This window comes from Thalassococcus profundi, assembly GCF_003344785.1.
Lineage (GTDB): Bacteria > Pseudomonadota > Alphaproteobacteria > Rhodobacterales > Rhodobacteraceae > Puniceibacterium > Puniceibacterium profundi.
Map to the genome: position 1 here is coordinate 264,821 of NZ_QPMK01000004.1, position 18,933 is coordinate 283,753.

The following is an 18,933-nucleotide window of genomic DNA, read 5'->3' on the forward strand; positions in this document are numbered from 1 at the left end:
CCCAGTCCTGTGCATTTCGCGGTGCAAATAGGTCTAAAGGCTCGGAGCGATATATCCGCTCCGAGCCGTTTTCGCACAGCGCCCCCCTCTGTCTCCCGGCACGGAATCGAGGCCGCCGCAGGCGGCGGCCGTGCCAGCGCCGGACCGGCCCCGTGGGCCGGCGCTTTGTCTGAATTCGGCTCTTAGCTTTTCGCGACGACGGACTTGGCGACCATAAAACGCATCAGCAGAGCCGCCAGATGCGCCGTTCCCCGGTCCGGCGCTGGCACGACTGGACAACGACCGCTACCTCGGCCAAGCCGGCCTCCGGCACGGCGGCCACCCGAAGACCTCTTCGGCAGGCTTTGCCGTAGATAGCGTCAGGTCCGCAAGGAGCTCCGCCACGAGTTGCACCACGAAATGCAAAGGTCGGGCCGTCGTGGCCCGCCTTTTTCATTCCGCCGCGACCTTGCGGGCCGCGAGCATCGGCTTGAGGTAGCGGCCGGTGTGGCTGGCCTCGATCTCGGCCACCCGTTCCGGCGTGCCCTCGGCCACGATCTTGCCGCCGCCGTCGCCGCCTTCGGGACCGATATCGATCAGGTGATCGGCGGTCTTGATGACGTCGAGGTTGTGCTCGATCACCACCACCGAATTGCCCTGATCCACCAGTTCATGCAGCACTTCCAACAGCTTGCGCACATCTTCGAAATGCAGACCCGTGGTCGGCTCGTCGAGGATGTAGAGCGTGCGCCCGGTCGATCGCTTCGCCAGTTCCTTCGACAGTTTCACCCTCTGCGCCTCGCCGCCCGACAGCGTCGTCGCCTGCTGGCCCACTTTGATATAGCCCAGACCCACGCGCACCAGCGCATCCATCTTCTCGCGGATGCTCGGCACCGCCTTGAAGAACTCCTGGGCATCTTCAACCGTCATATCAAGAACGTCCGCGATGCTCTTGCCTTTAAAGCGAATTTCCAACGTTTCGCGATTATAGCGCGCGCCCTTGCAGGTCTCGCAGGTCACGTAGACATCCGGCAGGAAATGCATCTCGATCTTGATGACGCCGTCGCCCTGGCAGGCCTCGCAGCGGCCGCCCTTGACGTTGAAGCTGAACCGCCCGGGCTTGTAGCCCCGCGCCTTGGCCTCTGGCAGACCGGCGAACCAGTCGCGGATCGGGGTGAAGGCCCCGGTGTAAGTGGCTGGATTCGAACGCGGAGTCCGTCCGATGGGGCGCTGGTCGATATCGATGACCTTGTCGAGATGCTCCAACCCTTTGATGGTCTCGCAGGGCGCCGGCGTCTGCCGCGCGCCGTTGAGCGCCATTGAGGCGGATTTGAACAGCGTTTCGATTGTCAGTGTCGACTTGCCACCGCCCGAGACGCCGGTCACGCAGACGAACTTGCCCAGCGGAAAATCCGCCGTGACGGTCTTGAGGTTGTTGCCGGTGGCCTTGACGACCGTCAGCTTCTTCTTGTTTCCCTTGCGCCGGGTGGCTGGCACGGCGATTTCACGCGTGCCCGCAAGGTATTGACCGGTAATGGAATTCGGATCCGCGATGATCTCGGCCGGTGTGCCCTTGGACACCACCTGCCCGCCATGCACCCCGGCGCCCGGACCGATATCGAAAACGTAGTCGGCCTCGCGGATCGCCTCTTCGTCATGTTCGACCACGATCACCGTGTTGCCCTGGTCGCGCAGGTTCTTGAGCGTGCCGAGCAGACGGTCGTTGTCGCGCTGGTGCAAGCCGATGCTGGGTTCGTCCAGAACGTAAAGCACGCCGGTCAGACCCGACCCGATCTGCGAGGCAAGGCGGATGCGCTGCGACTCGCCCCCCGACAGGGTGCCCGCGTTGCGCGACAGCGTCAGGTATTGCAGCCCGACATTATTCAGAAAACCAAGGCGTTCGCGGATTTCCTTGAGAATGGCGCGGGCGATCTCGTTCTTCTGCTGGGTCAGCGAGCCTGGCACGGTTTCGCACCAGTCGAACGCCTCCTGGATGGACATCTGCACCACCTGGCCCACATGCAGCCGGTCCTCGGGCTGACCCTTGGCCGGACCGATCTTGACCGCCAGCGCCTCGGGCCGCAGACGGTAGCCCTCGCAGGTGCCGCAGGGCCGGTTGTTCTGGTAGCGCTCGAATTCCTCGCGGATCCAGCTGGAATCGGTCTCGCGGTAGCGCCGCTCCATGTTGGGGATGACGCCTTCGAAGCTGCGCGTCACGTTGTAGACGCGCCCGCCCTCGTCATAGCGGAACGGGATCTCGTCGTCTCCCGACCCGTAAAGGAACACCTGCTGCACATGCGCGGGCAGGTCCTTCCACTTGGTCGAGGGGTTGAAGTCGTAGTGCTTGGCGATGGACTGGATGGTCTGGGTGAAATACGGCGATTTGCCCTTGCGCCATGGCGCGATGGCCCCGTCGCCGATCTTGAGGTCCGCATCCGGCACCACCAGCCGTTCGTCGAAGAAGAGCTCCACCCCCAGGCCGTCGCAGGACGGACAGGCGCCGAAGGGCGCGTTGAAGGAGAAGAGCCGCGGCTCGATCTCGGGAATGGTAAAGCCGCTGACCGGGCAGGCGAAATTCTCGGAGAAGGTCACGCGCTCCGGCTCGCCCTCTTTCGGCGCGGTCTCGAGGATGGCGATGCCGTCGGCAAGATCGAGCGCGGTGCGGAAACTGTCCGCGAGGCGCGTCTGCAACCCGTCCTTCACCACCAGCCGGTCGACCACCACGTCGATGTCGTGGCGGAATTTCTTGTCGAGCGTCGGCGGCTCGTCCAGCTCGTAGAACTGCCCGTCGACCTTGACGCGCTGGAAGCCCTGCTTGCGCAGCTCGAGGAATTCCTTGCGGTATTCGCCCTTGCGGTCGCGCACGATGGGCGCCAGCAGGTAGGCGCGGGTGCCCTCCTCCATCTCCATCACGCGGTCGACCATGTCCTGCACCTGTTGCGCCTCGATGGGCTGGCCGGTGGCCGGGCTGTAGGGTGTGCCGACCCGCGCGAACAGAAGCCGCATGTAGTCGTAGATTTCGGTCACCGTGCCGACGGTGGAGCGCGGGTTCTTGCTGGTGGTCTTCTGCTCGATGGAAATCGCCGGGCTGAGGCCGGAGATATGATCGACGTCGGGCTTTTCCATCATGTCCAGGAACTGCCGCGCATAGGCCGACAGCGACTCGACATAGCGGCGCTGGCCTTCCGCATAGATCGTGTCGAAGGCCAGCGAGGACTTGCCCGAGCCGGAAAGCCCGGTGATCACAACCAGTTGGTCGCGCGGAATATCCACGTCGATGTTCTTGAGATTGTGTTCGCGCGCGCCGCGCACCTCGATATGCTTGAGCTCGGCCATGGGACCCCCTGAAACCAATTTTTAACACATAGGCGAGACCCGCGATTTCGCCAACCGGAAAATGAGAACGAATACGGAACTTTGGCCGCGAGCCGCGGATTCCCGGGGCGCCTGCCGCGACGTCCTGCGCTCTGCCTCGGGAATGGGCAAATGGGCGTGGGGCGTACGCCGGGATTTCCGGGAATCCGGACTTCTCAGAGCCGGGTATCTGTGAAATCCTGCCCGGGATTTGAGACCAGGAGTTTTCCATGCGCCGTATTCTCTCTGCCGCCGCACTGGCCGCGTCCCTTGCCCTGCCCGCAGCCGCCCAGTCGACCGGCGGCCAGACGATCCTCGTGCTCGACGCCTCGGGGTCGATGTGGGGTCAGATCGACGGCACCGCCAAGATCGGCATCGCGCAATCGGTGATCGGCGACCTGCTGGAGAGCCTTCCCGAGGAGCAGGCGCTGGGGCTGTCGGCCTATGGCCACCGCACCCGCGGCGATTGCACGGATATCGAAACGTTGGTGGCCCCCGGCGCGGGCACCCGCGACGACATCGCCGCGGCGGTGAACGGCATCCAGCCCAAGGGCAAAACCCCGATGACCGACGCCGTGCGCATGGCCGCCGAAGCGCTGCGCTACGGCGAGGAAAAGGCGACCGTGATCCTGGTCTCGGACGGGATCGAGACCTGCAACCCCGATCCCTGCGCCGCGGCGCGTGTGCTGGAGGAAACCGGCGTGGATTTCACCGCCCATGTGGTCGGCTTCGATGTTTCCGACCCCGAGGCGCTGGCGCAGATGCAATGCCTTGCGGACGAAACCGGCGGCCGGTTCCTGACCGCCGCCAATGCCAGCGAACTTGGCACCGCCCTGTCGGACGTGGTGGCCGAACCCGCGCCGGAGCCCGCCACCGTGACCTTCCGCGCCACCGCCGGGCCGAACGGCCCGCAGATCGACACGCCGCTGATCTGGAGCCTTGATGCCGGCGACACGCCGGTCGTGGCCTTCGAGCGCGGCGCAACGCTGGAACAGGCGCTGGAGGACGGCGGCTATACCGTCACCGTACTGCGCCCCGAGGACGAGGAAACCGACAGCCAGAGCGTCATGGTCGAAGGCGCGGACAAGACTGTCACGCTGGTCCTGCCGGTGCCGCTGCCGCCCGCCAGCGTCGACGGCCCCGAAACCGGCGTCGCGGGCGACACCGTGCCGGTGGGCTGGGAAGGCCCGGACGGCAAGGGCGACTACATCGCCGCCGCCCTGCCGGAAGAGGACGGCTACAAGACCTATACCTACACCCGCGACGGCTCGCCGCTGCAGCTGCGCCTGCCGTCCGAACCGGGGGTCTACGAACTGCGCTACGTGCAGTCCGAAGGTCGCAAGGTGCTTGCCCGGGCGTTGATCACCGTCACCGACCCGCCCGCCTCGCTGATGGCCGACGACAGCGCCGTGGCGGGCGCGACCCTGCCGGTGACCTGGGAAGGGCCCGGTTACCAGGGCGATTACATCGCCGTCGGCTGGCCCGGCGACGAGGCCTATATCAACTACACCTATACCCGCGACGGAAGCCCCGCGCAGCTGCTGCTGCCGCCGGAGCCCGGCACCTACGAGCTGCGCTACGTGATGAGCCAGGACCGCCGCGTGCTGGCCACCCGGCCGCTCACCGTGACGCCGGTGACGGCCACGATCGACGCGCCGCCGCAGGCCCAGGCAGGCGAGACGGTGTCGCTGACCTGGACCGGGCCGGACTACAAGGGCGATTACCTCGCCGTGTCCAAACCCGACGACGCGGGCTACGAGACCTATACCTACACCCGCGACGGCTCGCCCCTCGGGCTCAAGATGCCGCTGGAAACCGGGCGTTACGAACTGCGCTACTACATGAGCCAGGACAAGACCCAGCTGGCCGCCTACCCGATCGAGGTCGTCGCCGTCGGCGCCGAACTCCGCGCGCCGGAAAGCGCCCGCGCCGGCGCGCCGGTGGCGGTGGGCTGGGACGGTCCGGCCTACCAGGGCGACTATATCGCCGTGTCCCGGCCCGGGGACGAGGGGTACGAGAAATACACCTACACCCGCGAAGGATCGCCGCTGATCCTGCAGATGCCGACCGAGCCCGGCACCTACGAGCTGCGCTACGTGGCGACCGGCGACGGCACGGTGATCCTCACCCGCAAGGACATCAAGCTGGAGGAGGTCACGGCGACCCTCGCCGCCGCCGACACCGCGCCTGCGGGCGGCAAGCTGGCGGTGGACTGGGAGGGGCCGGACTATCGCGGCGATTTCATCGGCCTCGTCGGCGCCGGCGCGCCCGAGGGCGAATACCTGAGCTACGTCTATACCACCGAGGACAGCCCGATGGTCATGGAGGTGCCCGAAACGCCCGGCAGCTACGAGCTGCGCTATCACCTTGGTGACGGCAAGGCCGTCATCGCCAGCCGTCCGCTCGAGGTGACCGCGGAATAGACGCGTCAGGCGATCCGCGTCATCTCGTGTAATGCCACGTCGGCGACCATCTCCCCGGTCGCCGCCTGGTGCGCGAGAATATGCGGCGCGGACATGTGATCCTGCCAGAGCGCGCGGCTTTCCCAGATTTCGAAGAACAGGAACACCCCCGGCGCGTCGTTGTCCCGGTGCAGGTCGTACTGCAGGCATCCCGCCTCCGCCCGCGTCGGCGCCACCAAATCCTCGAGCGCCTGCCTCAGGGCCTCTTCCTCACCGGCCACAGCCGTGATGCGCGCCACAACCGTCAAAGCCATACGCCCCTCCTTCATCTTGCCAATAAACTCCAGAGAGCACGAGAGTAGGTTGTGATTGCGCCGCTGCGCAAGCGCACCGGACGGTGTCTCTCGTATCCGCGCGCATCGCGCGGATCCCCCCAGCTCACCGATAAAGCAGCGACCGTCCGTTCCGGAAGACATGCACCTTGTCCGGCGTGGCCCCCAGCTTGACCTCCTTGCCGCGCAGGTCGGCGTGGATGCCCGGTAGCTTGCCGATCACCGGGTCGCTTCCCATCTCCTTCTCGAAATAAAGCAGCGTCACCTCGCCCAAGGCCTCGGTGATATCGACCTTCCCCGCGTAGATATGTTCCGCGCCGCTTTCGACCTCGAGGAAATCCTCGGGCCTGACGCCGACCTTGACCTCGGCGCCTTCGTCCGACGGCTCGGACGGGTAATCCGACACCGCCAAGCCGCCGCCGTCCATCCGGATGGTGGTCTGCGAACCGGTCCCGGTGACCGTGCCGGGCAGCAGGTTCATCGCGGGGGAGCCGATGAACTGCGCCACGAATTCGGAATTGGGCTTCTGGTAGAGCTCAAGCGGGCTGCCGACCTGGGCGATGCCCTTGTTGGCCAGCACCACGATGCGGCTGGCCAGCGTCATCGCCTCGACCTGGTCGTGTGTGACGTAGATCATCGTCGAGTCGGGCATCGATTCCTTCAGCTGCGCGATCTCGATCCGGGTGGCCACGCGCAGCGCCGCGTCGAGGTTCGAGAGCGGTTCGTCGAAGAGATAGACCTTGGGGTCGCGCACGATCGACCGGCCGATGGCGACGCGCTGGCGCTGGCCGCCCGACAACGCCTTGGGCAGGCGATCAAGGTAGGGATCGAGCTGCAGGATCTTCGCGGCCTTCTCGACCGCCGCGTCGATCTCGGACTGGCTTTTCTTGGCGATCTTGAGGGCAAAGCTCATGTTGTCGCGCACGGTCATGTGCGGGTAGAGCGCATAGGACTGGAACACCATGGCGATGCCGCGCTGCGCGGGCGGCACATCGTTGACCACCTGCCCGTCGATCTGCAATTCGCCGCCGGTGATCTTCTCCAGCCCCGCGATCATCCGCAACAGCGTGGACTTGCCGCAGCCCGAGGGGCCGACGAAGACGATCAGCTCGCCCTTCTTGATGTCGAGGTTGATGTCTTTGAGGACATCGACCGTGCCGCCATAGGTCTTGGCCACATCGGTCAGTTTCAGGTTTGCCATGGTCTCTCCTCCCCCAATTCTTTCCCGTCAGTCGGTGCGCAGCGCGAGGCTGGGCTGCCACGGGCCAAGATGCAGGCGCCCGTCCGGCGACACGCCCGCGCTGCCCAGTTCGGCGCCGATCTGACGCCAGGTGCCCTCGGGCATGTCGATGGCCGCCGGATCGCCGCTCAGGTTGAAGGCGCAGAACAGGGTCTGCTCGCCGTCCGAGCGGATGAAGCTCAGCACCGTCTCCCGCACCTCGAGCGGGGTGAAATCGCCCGTCCGCAGCGCCGGGTGGTTGCGCCGGAAGCGGATCGCGTGGCGATAGTGATGCAGGATCGCCGCCGGGTCCTGCTCTTGCGTCGACACCGCGCGGTTGAGGTGATCGTGGCTCACCGGCAGCCAGGGCATGCCCGACGAGAACCCGCCGTTCTGGTTGCTGGGCTCCCAGACCATCGGCGTGCGGCAGCCGTCGCGGCCCTTGAACGCCGGCCAGAAGCGTTTGCCATAAGGATCCTGCAGGTCCTCGAAGGCGACCTCGGCCTCGGGCAGCGCCAGTTCCTCGCCCTGGTAAAGGCAGGCCGAGCCGCGCAGGCACATCATCAGCGTGATGAAGCACCGCGCCGCCGCGTCGTTCAGCCCCCAGCGCGAGCCGTGGCGCGGCACGTCGTGGTTCGAAAACGCCCAGCAGGCCCAGCCGTCGGGGGCGGCGCGGGCGATGTCGTCCATGACCTTGGCGACGTATTTCGCGGTCGGCATGTGATCCGACAGCAGCTCGAAGGCATAGCTCATGTGCACCAGATCGTCGCCGGCGGTGTATTCGCCCAGGATCTCGAGCCCGCGCTGGTCGTCGCCGACCTCGCCCACCGACACCGCGCCGTATTCGTCCAGAAGCTTGCGGAACTTGCGCAGGAAATCGAGGTTTTCCGGCTGCGTCTTGTCATAGAGGTGGTTCTGCCAAGTGTAGGGATTGACCGCTGGTGCGGTGATCGGGTTGCGCTCTTCCTCGGGCAGCGGCGGGTTGTCGCGCAGCTGTGCGTCGTGGACGTAGAAGTTGATCGTGTCGAGCCGGAAGCCGTCGACGCCGCGATCCAGCCAGAACCGCGCGGTGTCCAGCAGCACCTCCTGCACCTTGGGCTCGTGGAAGTTGAGGTCGGGCTGTTCCGTCAGGAAGTTGTGCAGGTAGTACTGCATCCGCTGCGGCTCCCACTGCCAGGCCGAGCCGCCGAAGATCGACAGCCAGTTGTTGGGCGGCGTGCCGTCGGGCTTGGGATCGGCCCAGACGTACCAGTTGGCGCGCGGGTTGTCGCGGCTGGCGCGGCTTTCGACGAACCACGGGTGATCCATCGAGGAATGCGACAGCACCAGGTCGATCAGCACCTTCAGCCCCAACCGGTGCGCGGTGGAGATCAGGATGTCGAAATCCGCCAGCGTGCCGAACATCGGGTCGACGTCGCAATAGTCGCTCACGTCATAGCCGAAATCCCGCATGGGCGACTTGAAGAAGGGCGAGATCCAGATCGCGTCGACGCCCAGCGATGCCACATGCGGCAGCCGCTGGGAGATCCCCAGAAGGTCGCCGATGCCGTCGCCGTTGCTGTCCTGGAAGGAGCGCGGGTAGATCTGGTAAATCACCGCACCGCGCCACCAGTCGGAGGCGGTTGCGGTCTCGGGGGCGGGGGCGCTTTGCGCCATGGCCATGGTCATGGGTCGTATCCTTGGATGGGGTCCGTCCGGGACCCGAAGTCGCGTTTGGGCGCCCTGCCCCGGCCCGTGACCGAGGCAGCGCGGAATTACTTGACGGAGCCGGCCAGCAGGCCGCGCACCAGGTATTTCTGCATGGCGAAGAACACCACCAGAGGCACCGCGATCGAGATGAACGCCGCCGCCGCGAGGATGCCCCAGTCGCCGCCGCGCGACCCCAGCAGGTCGTCGGCGATCTTGACCGTCATCACCCAGGATTCGGAATTCGACGGCAGGAACACCTTGGCCACCAGCAGGTCGTTCCAGGTCCAGAGGAACTGGAAGATGGCAAAGCTCGCCAGCGCCGGAAAGCTCAGCGGCAGCACGATCCTGGTGAAGACCTGGAAATCGGTGGCCCCGTCGACCTTTGCGCTTTCGATGATGTCGCGCGGCAGGCCGACCATGTAGTTGCGCAAGAGGTAGATCGCCAGCGGCAGGCCGAAGCCTGTATGCGCGAGCCAGATGCCCAGGAACGATTGCCCGATGCCCACGGCGTTGTGCAGCTGCAAGAGCGGCACCAGAGCCAATTGCAGCGGTACAACAAGCAGACCCACCACCATGGCGATGAGAAAGCCGCGGCCGCGGAAGTCCATCCAGGCCAGCGCGTAGGCCGCGAAGGCCGCGATCAGGATCGGAATGATGGTCGCCGGGATCGTCACCGTCAGCGTGTTGATGAAGGCGCGGTCCATGTTGTCCGAGGTGAGGATCTGCTCGTAGTTCTGCAGCCCGAAGTCGGGCGGTGCCGCGGCGGTGATGTAGATCGTGGGCGGCCGCGAGACCTCGCCGTCCTGCATCCAGGTGAAATCGCCGTTGGCCTGCACCGTCACCGCCCGGTCTATATAGAAGTCCTGCACCGGCCGGCCGTCCTCGTCCTCTCCGGGAACGTCGGGCGTGGCGTCGGTTTGCCAGGAAGTCTCGAAGTTTTCCTCGTCCGTGCCGCCATCCGGTTCGGCCACCAACAGCTTCAACCGCCCGTAGGTGGTGCCGGGTGTGGCGATGCCGGGATCGCGCCCGGTGATGCCGAAGCCCGACACATCGCCCGAGCCCTGCGCCGTCACATCGTCCGAGGCGGCAAAGAGGTTGCCCGAGAACATGTAAAGATCGCCGTCCTGCGTCACGTCCTCCGGCTCCGGCGACACGCGGTAGGCGGCCTCGACCGGGAACATCGACGCCCACCAGCCGGTTTCGGAAATCTGTTCGCGGTCGCGGAAGCTGCTGACCAGCAGGCCCACGGTCGGCACCAGCCAAAGCACCACCAGCAGCACCACCGAAAGGTTGGTGACGATGGAAAGAGAGGTCTTCTGTCCGGCCATATTATCCATGGGTTACCTCATTTCCTTGCGCGCCTGGCGGATGTTCCAGACCATCACGGGCAGCACGATGATCATGATGACAAAGGCCACCGCGGTCGCCCGCCCGTCGTCGCGGAACATGTAATCCATCATGTAACTGGGCAGGATCTCGGTGTCGAAATTGCCCCCGGTCATGGCGTAGACAATGTCGAAGACCTTGAGCACGAGGATGGTGATCGTGGTCCAGACCACGACGATGGTGCCCATGATCTGCGGCACCTTGATGCGGAAGAAGATCTGGAACGGGTTGGCCCCGTCGATGATCGCCGCCTCGACGGTTTCCTCGGGGATGCCGCGCAGTGCCGCCGAGAGGATCACCATGGCGAAGCCGGTCTGGATCCACACGAGGATGATCATCAGGAAGAAGTTGTTCCAGAACGGGATCTGCAGCGGGTCTACCGGCGACAGGCCGATGAAATCGCGCACCGCGTTGATGATGCCGATGTCGGGATCGTTGGCATAGACGAATTTCCAGATCAGCGAGGCGCCGACGAAGGAGATCGCCATCGGCATGAAAATGAGCGACTTGGCGATGTTGCCCCAGCGCAGCTTGTCCGTCAGCTGCGCCGCCAGAAGCCCCAGGAAGGTCGCCGCGGCGGGCACGAACAGCGCCCAGAGGATGTTGTTCAGAACCGCCGTACGGAACCCTTCCTCGGAGAACATCTGGGTGTAGTTGCCCAAGCCGATGAAGGTGTCGCCGGAGCGGTTGTAGAGCGAGCGGATAAACGAGCCCACCACCGGATAGGCCAGGTAGAGCCCCAGCGCGAACATCGCGGGAAACAGGAACAGCCAGGGCCGCACCAGCGTGGCGCGGTTGATGTTGCGTCCATGATCGTCGTTCCGGGGCGGAAAGATCACCTTATCCAGCACCCAGTTGGAACTGTAGAAATAGGCGACGCAGCCGCCGACACCGATGATGATGGTCAGAATACCCTGAAGGATCGGGGACATGGGGCGCTCCTGCCTGCGGTTTCGCGGACGGCCGCCGCCCCGGATCAAGGGCGGCGGTCTAGGGCGTTCGGGCTTACTGGATCGAATCCCAGCGTGCCTGGATGTCGCTGGCCACTTCTTCGGCCGAGGCGCCGGTCACGTAGTCGACCATGCCCGACCAGAAGGCGCCGGCACCAATCTCGGATGGCATCAGGTCCGAGGCGTCGAAGCGGAAGGTGGTCGCATCGGCGAGGATCTGGCCCTGCGCGCGCTGGGCGTCCTCCACGTAGGTGTCGGGATTGACGCCCGCATGGGCGGTCAGGAACCCGCCGAGCGCCATCCAGACCTCATGCGCGATCGGAGTCTTGAGGAATTCGATCATCGCGCTGGTGGCATCGGACGGCTGGGTGATGGAAAAGAGCGTGCCCGCGCCCAGTACCGGCGTGCCCAGATCCTGGTCCTCGTAGGCTGGGAAGTAGAAGAAATCCACGTCCTGCCCCACTTCGGTCCCGTCGGGGAAGAAGGCCGGGATGAAGGAGGCCTGGCGGTGCATGTAGCATTCCGCCGGAATGGTGAAGAGACCCGCCGGGCTGTCGCGGAAATCGGTCGTGGCCACGTTCGACGCGCCGCCTTGCACGAATTCGTCGTTGCGGGCGAACCAGCCGAATTCCTCGATCGCCGCGACGACCTTGGGATTGTCGAAGGGCATCTCGTTGGCGACCCAGGCGTCGTAATCCTTTGGGCTCTGGGTGCGCAGCATCAGGTCCTCGACCCAGTCGGTCGCGGGCCAGCCGGTGGCGGCGCCCGATCCCAGGCCGATGCACCAGGGCGTGCCGCCGTCATCGACGATCTGCTGGGTCAGTTCCTTGAGTTCTTCCATGCTCTCGGGGATGTCATAGCCCATCTCGTCAAAGGCGATGGGGCTGTACCAGACCAGCGATTTCACATCGACGCGGTAGAAGAGGCCGTAGAGGTCCTCCGTGCCGTCCGGACCTTCGTAGGTGGCAAGATCCACCCAGGACTGGCCGGCGGCGTAGTTCTCTGCCACCCACTCGGCGGTGCCGTCGGGCAGCGGCGTCAGAAGGCCTTGGCTGGCGAGGTCGGCGGCAAGCCCCGGCTGCGGGAAGACCGCGAGATTCGGGGCCGATCCCGCACGGGTCGAGATCACGATGTCCTGCTCGAAACTGTCGGAACCGGAATAGTTCACGTCGGCGCCCGTGGCCTCCTCGAAATACCGGAAGACCTGGTCGACCTTTTCCTTCTCGTTGCCGGTCCAGGGGCCGGTGATTTCCACAGTCGCGCCCGACAGATCGTATTGTTCTGCAAAGCCGGTGTAGCTGTCCCAGTCAAACGCCCCCTCGCCGACGGCGAAGGGCAGATCGCTTTGCGCGAGGGCCCCGCCGGCGGACAGGGCGAGCGCGGCCGCACTCACGTATAACGTGTGTTTCATGTTCTTGATCCTCCCTAGTCATATGTCAGGGCATTCCTGCACCTTGGCGCAAGATTTAATTCGCCGCGCGCCTTTTTCAAAGCGCTTTGATGGTCTGCAAGCTGTCTGAACCCCGATCTTGAGTCAACGGCTGAGAGGAACTTTTCCTGCAAGAATAATGCTGCGCTGCAGCTAAAGACCTGTGCGCTTCCCCCTTTCAATTCGATAAATCTTGCGGCTATGGTGCAGCGGAATTTAAAGCGCTTTGGACACTGCGCCACATGAACCTGAAGCAACTCGCCGAACATCTGGGGCTGAGCCAGACCACCGTCAGCCGCGCGCTGAACGGCTATCCCGAAGTGCGCGAGGCGACGCGGCTGCGGGTGCAGGAGGCCGCGCGGCTGCACAACTACACCCCCAACGCCCGCGCCAAGGGGCTGGCCACGGGCCGGGCCATGTCCATCGGTCACGTCATCCCGGTGTCGAAGAAGCACGAGATGGTGAACCCGGTCTTTGCCGATTTCATCACCGGCAGCTCCGAGGTCTACACCCGCGCCGGTTATGACCTTGTCATCAGCCTGGTCGAGGACGGCGCACAGGAGCAGCGCTACCGCGACCTGCGCGCCAAGGGCAATGTCGACGGGCTGATCGTGCACGGGCCGCAGCGGGTGGACAGCCGCATCGACTTCCTGGCCGATCTTGGCATTCCATTCGTCGTGCACGGCCGCGCCTCGGACATGACGGCGGATTATTCCTGGATCGACATGAACAACCGCCGCGCCTTTCGCCGGGCGACGCAGTTCCTGATCGACCTCGGACACCGCCGGATCGCGCTGATCAACGGGATCGAGGCGATGGATTTCGCCTATCGCCGCCGAGAAGGCTATCGCGCCGCACTTGAAAACGCAGGCCTCACGCCCGACCCTGCCCTGTTGTTCAGTGGCGAGATGACCGAGGAGCTGGGCTACAATGCCATGCGGCAGATGCTGGCCGCCCCCGCGCCGCCGACCGCCGTCGTCACATCCTCCATCGTGACCGCCATCGGGGTGCGCCACGCGCTGGACGAGGCGGGGCTGGTCATGGGCCGCGACGTGTCGCTGGTCAGCCACGACGACGACCTGAGCTACCTGCGCAACCGCGCTGCCGTGCCGGTTTTCACCGCGACACGCTCTCCGGTGCGCAGCCATGGGGCGCTGGCGGCAGAGATGCTGCTGGAGCTGATCGCCGACCCCGGCAGCGGGCCGCGGCACCGGATGCTCGAGGCCGAGCTGATCATCGGCCGCTCCACCGGCCCTGCCCCGCAGTCTTAACGTTGCGCCATATCCCTCTGACACAGAAGCAAATTCCGAGAAGGACCACAGCATGCCGTTCCGCCGCGCCGACTTTCCCGACGATTTCCTTTTCGGCACCGCCACATCGAGTTACCAGATCGAGGGTCACCAGTTTGGCGGCGCGGGCCAGACCCACTGGGACACCTTCGCCGCCACCCCCGGCAACGTGCTGCGGGCCGAAAACGGCGCGCTGGCCTGCGATCACTACCACCGCTACGAAGCGGACCTCGACCTCGTGCAGACGGCGGGCTTCGATTGCTACCGGTTTTCCACCTCCTGGGCGCGCGTCCTGCCAGAGGGGCGCGGCACGCCCAACCCGGAGGGCCTCGATTTCTACGACCGGCTCACCGATGCGATGCTGGCGCGGGGGATCAAGCCCTGCGTGACGCTCTACCACTGGGAAATGCCCTCGGCCCTCGCCGATCGCGGCGGCTGGACCAATCCCGACGTGGCAAAATGGTTCGCCGACTTTGCCGAAGTGATCATGGGCCGTATCGGCGATCGCATGCATTCGGTGGCAACGATCAACGAACCCTGGTGCGTCGCCTGGCTGTCGCATTTCGAAGGCATCCACGCCCCCGGCCTGCGCGACATCCGCGCCACCGCGCGGGCCATGCACCATGTTCTGAAAGCGCACGGCACCGCGACGCAGGCGATGCGGGCCATGGGGATGAACAACCTCGGGGCCGTGTTCAACATGGAATGGGCCAAGGCCGCGTCGGACAGCGCCGCCGACGAGGCCGCCCGTGCACGGTTCGACGGATATTACAACCGCTTCTACCTCAGCGGCGTCTTCAAGGGCGCATACCCGGCGGAGGTTCTGGCGGGGCTGGAGCCGCACCTGCCCCACGGCTGGCAGGACGACTTCGCCACCATCACGACCCCCGTCGACTGGTGCGGCATCAACTACTACACCCGCCGCATCGTCGCGGCCACCGACGGCGCCTGGCCTTCCTTGCGTGATGTCGAGGGGCCGCTGCCCAAGACCTACATGGATTGGGAGATCTATCCCGACGGGCTCTACCAGTTCCTGATCCGCACGGCGGCCGAATATACCGGCGACACGCCGATCCTCGTGACCGAGAACGGCATGGCCGCGCCCGATCCGATGACCGGCGGCAAGGTCGAGGACACCCACCGCATCGACTACATCCGCGACCATGTGGCGGCGGTGCGCCGCGCCATGGATGACGGTGTGCCGGTCAAGGGCTATTTCCTCTGGTCGCTTCTGGACAATTACGAATGGGCGCTGGGGTATGAAAAGCGCTTCGGCCTCGTTCACGTGGATTTCGACAGCCTTGAACGCACGCCCAAAGCCTCGTACCACGCGCTGGCACGAGCGCTGGAAAGGCAAGATCATGGCTGAACCCTTGGACAGGCTGGCGGTCGTCGCCGATATCGGCGGCACCAACACCCGCGTGGCGCTCAGCCGCGGAACAGAGGTGATCGCCGACAGCATCCGGCGCTATCGGAATGCCGATAACGGCGGACTGACCGACGTGCTGACGCATTACCTGGCCGATATGGACGCCGCCCCCGCCGCCGCCTGCGTCGCAATGGCGGGGCCGGTACGCGACGGGGTCGGGCAGCTCACCAACCTTGACTGGACCATCGACCGGGACGTGATCCGCGACGCCACACGGGCCGGCACGGTCGCCGTGCTCAACGACCTGCAGGCGCAGGGCCATGCGCTGGATTTCCTCGCTGCAGACGCGCTGACCGAACTGCTGCCGGGGCAGAAGGCCGCCCCCCACGCCGCCAAGCTGGTGATCGGCATCGGCACCGGCATGAACGCCGCGCCGGTGTTCCGTCTGGGCGACCAGACGCTGGTGCCGCCGTCCGAATCGGGCCACATCACCCTGCCTGTCCAGACCGAGGAAGAACTGCGGCTCATGGCGTTCATCGCCCGCAAGCACGGCACGCCCGGGGTCGAGGACGTGCTGTCGGGCCGCGGGTTCGAACGGGTCTATGCCTGGCTCTGCGAAGAGGATGGCGACGGCGCGCCGCTCGACGCGGGTGCGATCATGCAGGCCGCGGCGGACGGCAGCGACGCCCGCGCCACCAAGGCAGTCGCGGTCTTTTCCAAGATGCTGGGCCGGGTCTGCGGCAACCTCGCCCTGGTCATGCTGCCTTTCGGTGGCATCTATCTGTGCGGCGGCGTGGCGCGCCACTTCGCCCCACATCTGATCACCGGCGGCTTTGCCGAAGCCTTTGCCGACAAGGGCCGGTTCCGCGACTTCATGGGCCAGTTCCCGGTGCATCTGATCACCGACGACTACGCCGCTCTGACCGGGTCGGCCTGTCACCTGGCCGAAATTCTGGGCCGGCACGGCGACACGTGATGACCCGCTGCACAAACCTTGTGCAGGCGCCCTTCGATTGCGCGCAAATCGCGCAGCCCGCCTTGTCAGAGGGACGGGAAAACGGTTGATAGCGGTAACGGCGCCCCGGACGCCTTACCGCGGGACAGCGAAGACATAGGATCCGACATGAATATGGTAACGAGCCCCACGATGACCGCAGCACAGTTCCGCGACGCGATCCTGCGCCACCTCACATATGCGCTGGGCAAAGACCCCGAACACGCGCAGGTGCAGGACTGGCGCATGGCGCTGAGCCTCGCGGTGCGCGACCAGATCGTCGACAGCTGGTTCGCCGCGACCCGCAAGAGCTATGCCGAGCAGGCCAAGCGGGTCTATTACCTGTCGATGGAATTTCTCATCGGACGGCTTCTGGAAGACGGGATCGTCAACCTGCGGCTGGTGGACCAGGCCCGCGGCGCGCTCGAGGAGCTGGGCCAGGATTACGATACGGTGCTGGCGGACGAACCGGACGCGGCGCTGGGCAACGGCGGGCTGGGCCGTCTTGCCGCCTGTTTCCTCGAATCCCTCTCGACGCTCGGCTGCCCGGCCTACGGCTACGGGCTGCGATACGAACACGGGTTGTTCCGGCAGTCGTTCAAGGACGGCCGCCAGATCGAGGCGCCGGAAACCTGGCTGCTGCAACAGCATGCCTGGGAGTTCGAACGCCCCGAGGCGCGGTTCCGGCTGGGCTTCGGCGGCACGGTCGACGTCAAGGGAGAGACCGCCACCTGGTCGCCCGCGGAATTCGTCGAGGCCGAAGCCTACGACACGCCCATCGTCGGCTGGAAAGGCCGCTGGGCCAACACGCTGCGTCTGTGGTCGGCGAAGGCCGTGGACCCCTTCGACCTCGACAGCTTCAACCGTGGCGATTTCGCCGGGGCGGCCGAGCCCGAGGCGCTGGCGCGCACCATCTCCCGCGTGCTCTATCCCGACGACACCACCGGGCCGGGCAAGGAGCTTCGGCTGAAGCAGGAATATTTCCTCACCGCCAGTGCCCTGCGCGACATCCTGCGCCGGTTCGACAGCGAATACGACGACCTGGGCCTGCTGCCGTCGAAGGTCGCTATCCAGCTCAACGACACCCACCCCGCCATTGCCGGGCCGGAACTGGTACGGCTGCTGCTCGACGAGCGCGGCATGGGATTCGAGGATGCCATGGCCACGGCGCAGGCTTGCCTCAGCTACACCAACCACACCCTGCTGCCCGAGGCGCTGGAATCCTGGGGCGAGGACCTCTTTGGCAAGCTGCTGCCGCGGCACCTGCAGATCGTCGACCGCATCGACGACGCCCATGCCAAGGCCAACCCGTCGCGCAAAGTCAGCGCGAGGGCCGACGGACAGGTCAAGATGGGCGAGCTGAGCTTCATCATGGCACACAAGGTCAACGGCGTCTCGGCGCTGCATTCGGGGCTGATGACCACCACCGTCTTTGAGGAACTGCACCGGCTGCATCCCGACCGCATCCTCAACCAGACCAACGGTGTCACGCCGCGGCGCTGGCTTTTGTCTTGCAACCCGCGCCTGTCGTCGCTCATCACCGACACCATCGGCAGCGGCTGGGTCGACGACCTCGAGCAGCTCAAGGGTCTGGAAAGCCACGTCGACGATGCCGAATGGCTGGCGCGTTACGCTGCCGCCAAGCACGACAACAAGGCCGAGCTGGCTGCCTGGATGGCCGAAACGCAGGGCGTCACCGTCGATCCGGCGATGATGTTCGATGTGCAAATCAAGCGCCTGCACGAATACAAGCGCCAGCATCTCAACATCCTCGAAGCCATCGCCCATTGGCAGGAGATCAAGGCCAACCCCGATGTGGGCTGGACGCCGCGGGTCAAGATCTTCGCCGGCAAGGCCGCACCCGGCTATTTCTTTGCTAAGGATATCATCCGTCTTATCAACGATGTATCCGAGGTTATTAACGCGGACGAGGAGACGCGGCATCTGTTGCAGGTGGTGTTCCTGCCGAACTACAACGTGACGCTGGCGGAACGGCTTATCCCCGCCGCGGACCTCTCCGAACAGATCTCGACCGCCGGGAAAGAGGCGTCGGGCACCGGCAACATGAAATTCGCGCTGAACGGCGCGCTGACCGTCGGCACGCTGGACGGCGCCAATGTCGAGATCCGCGAACAAGTGGGCTCCGAGAACTTCTTTCTCTTCGGCATGACCGCCGACGAGGTCGATGCCCGCCGCGCCATCGACGGCCACGCGGCCAAGGCCATCGCCAACGACACGAGGTTGAAGTCCGCGCTTGAAGCCATTGAAACCGGGCTCTTTTCGCCGGACGAACCCACGCGTTACGCCAATATCGTCGAGAATCTCACCGGGCCGGACTACTTCCTCGTCACCACGGATTTCACTGACTACTGGCGCGCGCAGCGCGAGGTCGACAGTGCCTATGGCGACCAGGATGCCTGGATGCGCATGGCCGCGCTCAACACCGCGCGGTCGGGCTGGTTTTCGTCCGACCGGACGATCCGCGGCTACATGGGCGACATCTGGAACGCCCGCAGCCTGCTGGAGGACTGAGCGCGCCGC

At 65.4% G+C, this 18,933-nt stretch carries 12 protein-coding genes; 5 read left to right on the forward strand and 7 right to left on the reverse strand.

All coding sequences use genetic code 11. From position 1 onward, the window contains the following. Positions 1-432 precede the first annotated feature (432 nt). Complete coding sequence (gene uvrA / locus DU478_RS08295) at positions 433-3,315, reverse strand: excinuclease ABC subunit UvrA (RefSeq protein WP_114510478.1); 2,883 nt, start codon at positions 3,313-3,315, stop codon at positions 433-435. A gap of 248 nt (positions 3,316-3,563) precedes the next feature. On the opposite strand from uvrA, the gene DU478_RS08300 reads away from it, so the two are divergent. Then, positions 3,564-5,756, forward strand: a complete 2,193-nt coding sequence (locus DU478_RS08300; protein ID WP_114510479.1) for a VWA domain-containing protein — start codon at positions 3,564-3,566, stop codon at positions 5,754-5,756. Positions 5,757-5,761: 5 nt separating this feature from the next. Here the strand turns inward: DU478_RS08300 and DU478_RS08305 are convergent, their stop codons facing one another. The 6 genes from DU478_RS08305 to DU478_RS08330 all read right to left on the reverse strand — a co-directional run bounded on the left by DU478_RS08305 (position 5,762) and on the right by DU478_RS08330 (position 12,722). Beyond that, positions 5,762-6,049, reverse strand: coding sequence for a putative quinol monooxygenase (locus DU478_RS08305; RefSeq protein WP_114510480.1), 288 nt, complete (start codon positions 6,047-6,049; stop codon positions 5,762-5,764). A 124-nt stretch (positions 6,050-6,173) separates the two neighbouring features. Continuing rightward, a complete protein-coding gene (locus DU478_RS08310; protein WP_114510481.1) occupies positions 6,174-7,268 on the reverse strand; it encodes an ABC transporter ATP-binding protein in 1,095 nt (364 codons plus the stop codon). Between the two features lie 27 nt (positions 7,269-7,295). Beyond that, positions 7,296-8,948 (reverse strand): alpha-glucosidase family protein, encoded by a 1,653-nt coding sequence (locus DU478_RS08315; RefSeq protein WP_114510515.1) that lies wholly within the window; start codon positions 8,946-8,948, stop codon positions 7,296-7,298. A 92-nt stretch (positions 8,949-9,040) separates the two neighbouring features. Continuing rightward, positions 9,041-10,312: a carbohydrate ABC transporter permease gene (locus DU478_RS08320; protein ID WP_114510482.1), complete on the reverse strand. Its 1,272-nt coding sequence runs from the start codon at positions 10,310-10,312 to the stop codon at positions 9,041-9,043. Between the two features lie 3 nt (positions 10,313-10,315). Next, positions 10,316-11,293, reverse strand: coding sequence for a carbohydrate ABC transporter permease (locus DU478_RS08325; protein ID WP_114510483.1), 978 nt, complete (start codon positions 11,291-11,293; stop codon positions 10,316-10,318). A 73-nt stretch (positions 11,294-11,366) separates the two neighbouring features. Next, on the reverse strand, positions 11,367-12,722 hold the full coding sequence (locus DU478_RS08330; protein ID WP_114510484.1) for an ABC transporter substrate-binding protein: 1,356 nt from the start codon (positions 12,720-12,722) through the stop codon (positions 11,367-11,369). 260 nt (positions 12,723-12,982) lie between these two features. Here DU478_RS08330 and DU478_RS08335 point away from each other — a divergent pair, with 260 nt between their 5' ends. The 4 genes from DU478_RS08335 to DU478_RS08350 all read left to right on the forward strand — a co-directional run bounded on the left by DU478_RS08335 (position 12,983) and on the right by DU478_RS08350 (position 18,924). Continuing rightward, positions 12,983-14,011, forward strand: coding sequence for a LacI family DNA-binding transcriptional regulator (locus DU478_RS08335; RefSeq protein WP_114510485.1), 1,029 nt, complete (start codon positions 12,983-12,985; stop codon positions 14,009-14,011). 52 nt (positions 14,012-14,063) lie between these two features. Further along, entirely contained in the window at positions 14,064-15,398 is a 1,335-nt protein-coding gene (locus DU478_RS08340) for a GH1 family beta-glucosidase (protein ID WP_114510486.1), read from the forward strand. Continuing rightward, on the forward strand, positions 15,391-16,374 hold the full coding sequence (locus DU478_RS08345; protein ID WP_114510487.1) for a glucokinase: 984 nt from the start codon (positions 15,391-15,393) through the stop codon (positions 16,372-16,374). Before DU478_RS08340 ends, DU478_RS08345 begins: the two co-directional genes overlap by 8 nt. A gap of 171 nt (positions 16,375-16,545) precedes the next feature. Continuing rightward, complete coding sequence (locus DU478_RS08350; RefSeq protein ID WP_233501162.1) at positions 16,546-18,924, forward strand: glycogen/starch/alpha-glucan phosphorylase; 2,379 nt, start codon at positions 16,546-16,548, stop codon at positions 18,922-18,924. The last annotated feature ends 9 nt before the right edge of the window (positions 18,925-18,933 follow it).

What these genes read in the sequence shown, in the direction of transcription:
- DU478_RS08310 (WP_114510481.1), bottom strand. Translation starts at nt 7,268, where the DNA reads ATGGCAAACCTGAAACTGACCGATGTGGCCAAGACCTATGGCGGCACG.
- DU478_RS08315 (WP_114510515.1), bottom strand. Translation starts at nt 8,948, where the DNA reads ATGGCCATGGCGCAAAGCGCCCCCGCCCCCGAGACCGCAACCGCCTCC.
- DU478_RS08350 (WP_233501162.1), top strand. Translation starts at nt 16,546, where the DNA reads ATGACCGCAGCACAGTTCCGCGACGCGATCCTGCGCCACCTCACATAT.
- DU478_RS08340 (WP_114510486.1), top strand. Translation starts at nt 14,064, where the DNA reads ATGCCGTTCCGCCGCGCCGACTTTCCCGACGATTTCCTTTTCGGCACC.
- DU478_RS08325 (WP_114510483.1), bottom strand. Translation starts at nt 11,293, where the DNA reads ATGTCCCCGATCCTTCAGGGTATTCTGACCATCATCATCGGTGTCGGC.
- uvrA (WP_114510478.1), bottom strand. Translation starts at nt 3,315, where the DNA reads ATGGCCGAGCTCAAGCATATCGAGGTGCGCGGCGCGCGCGAACACAAT.
- DU478_RS08330 (WP_114510484.1), bottom strand. Translation starts at nt 12,722, where the DNA reads ATGAAACACACGTTATACGTGAGTGCGGCCGCGCTCGCCCTGTCCGCC.
- DU478_RS08300 (WP_114510479.1), top strand. Translation starts at nt 3,564, where the DNA reads ATGCGCCGTATTCTCTCTGCCGCCGCACTGGCCGCGTCCCTTGCCCTG.
- DU478_RS08345 (WP_114510487.1), top strand. Translation starts at nt 15,391, where the DNA reads ATGGCTGAACCCTTGGACAGGCTGGCGGTCGTCGCCGATATCGGCGGC.
- DU478_RS08305 (WP_114510480.1), bottom strand. Translation starts at nt 6,049, where the DNA reads ATGGCTTTGACGGTTGTGGCGCGCATCACGGCTGTGGCCGGTGAGGAA.
- DU478_RS08320 (WP_114510482.1), bottom strand. Translation starts at nt 10,312, where the DNA reads ATGGATAATATGGCCGGACAGAAGACCTCTCTTTCCATCGTCACCAAC.
- DU478_RS08335 (WP_114510485.1), top strand. Translation starts at nt 12,983, where the DNA reads ATGAACCTGAAGCAACTCGCCGAACATCTGGGGCTGAGCCAGACCACC.